Origin of the sequence: Candidatus Chlorohelix sp. (assembly GCF_037138995.1) — a bacterium.
GTDB lineage: Bacteria > Chloroflexota > Chloroflexia > Chloroheliales > Chloroheliaceae > Chlorohelix.
Genome location: NZ_JBAXHI010000094.1, coordinates 1 through 3,483, shown reverse-complemented (window position 1 = coordinate 3,483; position 3,483 = coordinate 1). Strand labels below are relative to the sequence as shown.

2 protein-coding genes are annotated in these 3,483 nt (G+C 48.4%); both read left to right on the top strand.

What is annotated here, in order from left to right; translation table 11 throughout:
• Positions 1 to 29 precede the first annotated feature (29 nt).
• Positions 30 to 2,723 carry a phospholipase D-like domain-containing anti-phage protein gene (locus WCK19_RS18325; RefSeq protein WP_342398851.1) on the top strand — a complete coding sequence of 898 codons (2,694 nt, stop codon included), beginning with the start codon at positions 30 to 32 and terminating at the stop codon, positions 2,721 to 2,723.
• Positions 2,724 to 2,826: 103 nt separating this feature from the next.
• Positions 2,827 to 3,483, top strand: a 657-nt coding sequence (locus WCK19_RS18320) for a DUF262 domain-containing protein (RefSeq protein ID WP_342398850.1), incomplete at its 3' end; no start/stop codon positions are given.

Below are 3,483 nucleotides of genomic sequence, written 5' to 3'. Positions count from 1 at the left end.
TGTAAGCATTCCAGATACAAAACCTGAATATGTCGCTAAATCGTTTTTCATCCCGCCTGAATCGGCTGGACAAGACTTTTCTCTCCAAACGGTTGCACAAAGCCCACGCCTATGACCGAATCGCGGGTTATTTCAGTTCCTCTATGCTGGCAGTGCTGTCAGATGCGCTAGACACTATAACCGGTTCCATTCGGGTAGTGTGCAATTCCAGCTTGAGTATAGACGATGTAAAGACCGCACAAGCGGCACAACTGGCAATGCGTCAAGAATGGTCTGCTTCTGACCCAATTACTCGCTACGACTCCAGTAAACCCCAACTTCAAAAGCTATATGAGTTGCTGAAAAGCGGCAAAATGGAAGTGAAAGTGCTGCCCCATACCATTTTTGGGTTGGAACACGGCAAAGCGGGGGTTATTACGCTGGAAGATGGGCGTAAAACCGCCTTCATGGGCAGCGCCAACGAAACGTTACAGGGCTGGCTCACCAACTACGAACTTGTTTGGGAGGATGATTCTCCCGAAGCAATACAGTGGGTGCAGGCTGAATTTGACTATCTGTGGACGCACGCTTCTGCCATCCCATTAGCCAATTACGTAATCGAGGACATCGGAAGGCTGGCGCATCGTGTAGTAGTGCCGAGCATAGAAGTCTGGCGGGAAAAGGCTAAGGCGGAGGAGGCGTTAGTTGAAACGCCGGTATTTGCCAAAGAATTCGGGCTTTGGGGGCATCAAAAATACTTCATCAATCTGGCTTTTGAAGCTCATAAGAGCGTAAGCGGAGCGCGTTTCGTGTTGGCGGACCAAGTGGGTTTAGGCAAAACTGTGCAACTGGCGCTATCCGCGATGCTGATGGCGTTGGTAGGCGAAAAGCCCATTCTGGTAATCGTGCCGAAACCGTTAATGCTACAGTGGCAAGGGGAACTTCGTGACTTGCTGGATATGCCCTCCGCTATCTGGAACGGCAAACGCTGGATAGACGAGAACGAAATCGAATACCCGGAAAGCGGCGCGGGAGGCATTAAGAAATGCCCTCGGCGGGTAGGTATCATTTCACAGGGCTTGATTACCCGCAAATCCGAAGCGTTACAATACCTCAAGGAAATGGAATATGAGTGCGTGATTGTGGATGAGGCACATCGCGCCCGCCGTAGTAACCTAGCGCTGGGCAAAGAGAATGAAAAGCCTGAACCAAACAACCTGATGCAGTTTATTCTAGAACTTTCCGGGCGCACGCATAGCCTGTTACTCAGCACTGCCACTCCAGTACAGCTTAACCCAATCGAGGGGTGGGACATGTTGAACATGCTGAGTGGGAACAGGGATTTCGTGCTTGGCAACTCCTTTAGCTATTGGCGAAAAGACCCGAAACGTTCCTTGCAAATGGTGATGGGTAAGGAAGTGATGCCGGAGGAGGAAGCCGCTCTCTGGGAGTGGGTGCGAAATCCGCTACCTCCTTCCAGCGAAAGCAAAGATTTCGGACTGATACGAAAAAGCTTGCAACTGGCGGATAACGAGCCGATTGCAGCGCCGGAGGCTTGGGAAAAACTTAAAGAGCCGGACAAGAAACGGGTGAAAAATAACGGGGCAGCTTTTGGGCGAGAGCATAACCCCTTTTTGAGACATATTGTATGCCGTACCCGCGAATATCTTGAAACCACCCTCGACCCTGCTACCCATGAACCGTATTTGAAAGCGGTGGAAGTGCAACTTTACGGCGAGCAGGACTATGAGGCGATTGAACTGCCGCTCTATCTGCAAAATGCCTACCAGTGTGCCGAGGAGTTCTGTACTATGCTAAGTGCGCGGGTTAAAAATGCCGGGTTTATTAAAACGCTGCTATTGCGGAGAGTTGGTAGCTCTATCGAAGCCGGTAAGATAACCGCCACCCGTATGCTGGGCGACTATATGCAGGCGGAAGAAGAAGGCGAAGAAGAAGAAGAGGCGCCTGAATCTAATGGCTCAGCCTTTGAATTGACAGAACCGGAATGTCAAAAGCTCAAGGAATTTCTAACGGTTCTAGAAGCAAGCAAGGAGCCTGACCCTAAATTTGCTAACATCTTTCACTATCTGAGTGAACTCAATTGGCTGGAGCGCGGCTGTATTATCTTCTCGCAGTATTGGGACTCGGTGTGGTGGCTGGCAAATGCGCTGTCTAAAGAATTGCCGGATATACAGATTGGCATCTACGCGGGTGGGCAGAAATCCGGCGTGATGCTCAATGGCGACTATCACCGGGAAGACCGCGAGATTATTAAAGCGCGGGTCAAGCGCGGCGAAATAAAACTATTACTTGGCACCGATGCTGCCAGTGAAGGCTTGAATCTGCAAAGGCTTGGCGCTCTAATCAATCTCGACTTACCATGGAACCCCACCCGCTTGGAACAGCGCAAAGGGCGCATACAGCGCATCGGACAGCTACAGGATAAGGTGTTCATCTATAATATGCGCTACAGGGGTTCGGTAGAAGACCGGGTTCATCAGCTTTTATCCGAACGATTAGAATCTATCCGCAACTTATTCGGACAATTACCGGACACACTGGAAGATGTCTGGGTGTATGTTGCTGAAAACGATATGGAGAAAGCCCAACAAACCATAGCAGCAGTACCGGAGCAACACCCCTTTGAAATAAAGTATCATCGAATCGAAAGCGTGCCGTGGGAGAGATGTGCGCGTGTCCTTGATGCCACCGACCGCCGAAAGTATCTGGCAAAGGCGTGGTAATAAGCAAGTCATTATCAAAGCGAAGTAGCCACATTACAAAACCTTGTCGTCGAGCTATGTAGTACATATTCTTTTAAGAAGCAGAAAGGTATGGAACGAGTAAATGCAAGCCAAAGAAGCCAATTTTCTACAGTTTTTGAATGGAAATAAGCAATTAGTCATTCCCATTTACCAGCGTACTTATAGTTGGACTGTGGAACAGTGTCGGCAACTCTGGAGTGATATTCAACGAGTATCGGCAGATGAGCAAGCAGCCGCCCACTTTATCGGCTCAATTGTTTATATACAGAAGGGAATATACCAAACTACCGCTGTACCACAACTTTTGGTAATCGATGGGCAACAAAGACTAACCACACTCTCTCTTTTGTTGGCAGCGTTGGGTCGGAAAATTGAAGAGTCAAGGCAAGAAACAAAAATAAACCGCCGTAAGGTAGAAAACTACTATCTCTTTAATTCTGATGAAACGGACGATTTACGTTACAAACTACTACTAACCCAGAGTGACAAGGAAACTTTAATCCATGTATTGGAAGGGCGGGATGTACCTACCCCACATGCCGTTCGGATTAAGGAAAATTATGAGTTCTTCCTAAAACAAATCGGGAACGTCCCTAGCCTTGATAATCTTTACAAGGGCATTGGTAAACTCCTGATTGTAGATATAGCACTTGACCGAGATAAAGATAACCCCCAATTGATTTTTGAAAGCTTGAACTCCACCGGGTTGGATTTGTCCCAGGCTGACCTCATTCGTAAC

What these genes read in the sequence shown, in the direction of transcription:
- WCK19_RS18325 (WP_342398851.1), top strand. Translation starts at nt 30, where the DNA reads ATGTCGCTAAATCGTTTTTCATCCCGCCTGAATCGGCTGGACAAGACT.